3 protein-coding genes are annotated in these 2,337 nt (G+C 36.5%); all 3 read left to right on the top strand.

The genetic code is table 11. The features are described from left to right. The first annotated feature begins 82 nt into the window (after nt 1–82). Nucleotides 83–1,081, top strand: coding sequence for an IS630-like element ISMae24 family transposase (locus PX482_RS25420; RefSeq protein WP_288025072.1), 999 nt, complete (start codon nt 83–85; stop codon nt 1,079–1,081). A gap of 49 nt (nt 1,082–1,130) precedes the next feature. Then, a complete protein-coding gene (locus PX482_RS25415; protein ID WP_043999403.1) occupies nt 1,131–2,066 on the top strand; it encodes a GGDEF domain-containing response regulator in 936 nt (311 codons plus the stop codon). Beyond that, nucleotides 2,063–2,337 (top strand): transporter substrate-binding domain-containing protein (locus PX482_RS25410; protein ID WP_288123190.1); only part of this gene is annotated, 275 nt, incomplete at its 3' end. The genes PX482_RS25415 and PX482_RS25410, both read left to right, overlap by 4 nt.

Below are 2,337 nucleotides of genomic sequence, written 5' to 3'. Positions count from 1 at the left end.
TAAGTAGTCATGCAAAATTAATTACCCAAATAAAAAATTAAGAAGTATAATACATAAAAAAACGAAGCAGCAGGAAAATACAATGAGATTGATTAGAGACCTAAACCCCGAGAGCCAGAAAATGCTAGAGAGAATTTATCGAGCTAGTAAACATCATCAAGTAAGAGAGCGAGCGAAATGTATACTCTTAAGTTTTCAGGGAACCACGATAGAAGAATTGAGCGGAATATTTGGAGTTACGAGAAAGACCATCTATAATTGGTTGACGGCCTGGGAAGATAGAAAACTAATTGGTTTTTATAATCGTCGAGGAAGAGGGAGAAAACCTAAATTGACAGAAGCACAAGGTCAACAAGTTATTGACTGGGTAAAAGAAGAACCGAAAAGCTTAAAAAAAATCCAGATAAAAATTGTAGAAGAATGGAAATTAACCGTAAGCAAAGACACGATAAAAAGACTCATAAAAAAAATCAACATGAGGTGGAAAAGGGTGAGAAGAGGGGTCGCCAAAACCCCTGATGAGTGGGAGCTTGAGGTCAAACTACCTATTTTAGAAGAACTAAAAAAACAGGAAAAAAGAGGAGAGATTGAGATAGGATATTTGGATGAAATGGGATGGGATTCAAAGCCTTGTATTCCTTACGCTTGGCAAGAAGAAAAAACCACGATAAAGTTACCACCAATTGAAGGTAAAAGACTAAATATTTTAGGAATAATGAAACGAGATAATCAATTATTTTATGAGACACAGGTCGGAACGGTTACTAGCGAGATAGTTATTAATTTTCTGGATAAATATTGCCAAAATATACAGAAAAAAACCGTCATAATAATTGACCAAGCTTCCATTCATACCAGCGATGCATTTATGGAGAAACTTGAGGAATGGGAAAAGAAAAACTTGAAAATATTTTGGTTGCCCACTTATTCACCTCATTTAAATTTAATTGAAATATTATGGAGATTTTTAAAATATGAATGGATTGAATTTAGCGCCTATAAAGACCGAAAGAGCCTCCTCGCTTACGTTAAAAAAGTGCTGGACAATTTTGGAGGCGAGTATGTAATTAATTTTGCCTAGGTACTTATCTCTATTTTGTCCTTAACTTAATTACCTATACTTACTGATGATGATTAAATTTCGTGCTGAAGACTGTCTAATTTTATTGGTTGATGATGTCGGTAAAAATCTCCAATTGGCTGTGAATATTCTTGATTCTGCTGGTTATGCCACTATTTATGCTAGTAGTGTTAAACAGGCAATAATAGAACGAGTAGAAACTGCTAATCCTGACCTAATTCTTCTTGACTTAATGATGCCAGAGATGGGGGGAATAGAACTTTGTCGAAGACTAAAAAGTAATGCTTTATACGCTCATATACCGATTATTTTTGTAACAGATAGTGAGGAAAAAGAAGATATTATCAATGCTTTTAATTCTGGGGCTGTGGACTACGTAAATAAACCCTTTTATAGTTGGGAACTGTTAGCCAAAGTTAAAATTCATTTAGAACTGAAAAAAACCCAAGAAGAACTGAAAAATATCAATTATCAACTAGAAAAGCTAGTCAGAACTGATAGCCTAACTGGGGTAAATAATCGTCGAGAGATTCTCGCCTTGGGCGAGAAAGAATTGCAACGATGTCGTCGTTATCATCGTTATTTTTCGCTTGTATTCATTGATATCGACCATTTTAAACATATTAACGATACCTTTGGTCATCTCCTAGGGGACAAAACTTTAATTACTGTCGCTGGGGCAATTAAAAACTGTCTGCGTCAAGTGGATAGTTTTGGGCGCTTTGGGGGCGAGGAATTTGTCGCTATTCTCCCAGAAACTAATCTTGAAGATGCTGCTACCACAGCCTGGCGCATTTGTCAAGTAATTAACAAGTTAAATATTGAAATTGATCGACAAAAAGTGCGAGTTACTGCTAGTATTGGTGTGGCAACATTTAGCCCTGAAGATAATAATCTAGAAGCGGTGATCGAGCGGGCTGATCGTGCCATGTTTGCCGCTAAAAATCAAGGTAGGAATCGAGTTAGTTTAGGTAAAACAGTATGAAAAATTTGTTATTGATTCTTGGTTTTTTGCTCTTGGGTGTAGCCCCAAGTTTTAGCGCCGATCTCGATACAATTATACGCCGGGGAAAATTAATTGTCGCTGTCAAAAATAATCTCCCTCCCCTCGCTTTCCTTGATTCTCAGGGTAATCTGCAAGGATTGGAAATCGACATCGCTAAACGTCTAGCGTCAGAAATTCTCGGTTCTGACAGTGCTATTATTCTCAAACCCGTTAGTAATCAAGAACGTTTACAGGTGGTTATTGATGATCG

The organism is Microcystis sp. M53602_WE12 (genome assembly GCF_030065455.1).
In the GTDB taxonomy this organism is placed as follows: domain Bacteria; phylum Cyanobacteriota; class Cyanobacteriia; order Cyanobacteriales; family Microcystaceae; genus Microcystis; species Microcystis aeruginosa.
The sequence above is the reverse complement of the archived record's forward strand: the minus strand, read 5'-3'. Positions and strand labels throughout refer to the sequence as shown.

Bases quoted from the DNA above. Each gene is read 5' to 3' on its own strand.
- PX482_RS25420 (WP_288025072.1), top strand. From the start codon at position 83: ATGAGATTGATTAGAGACCTAAACCCCGAGAGCCAGAAAATGCTAGAG.
- PX482_RS25415 (WP_043999403.1), top strand. From the start codon at position 1,131: ATGATTAAATTTCGTGCTGAAGACTGTCTAATTTTATTGGTTGATGAT.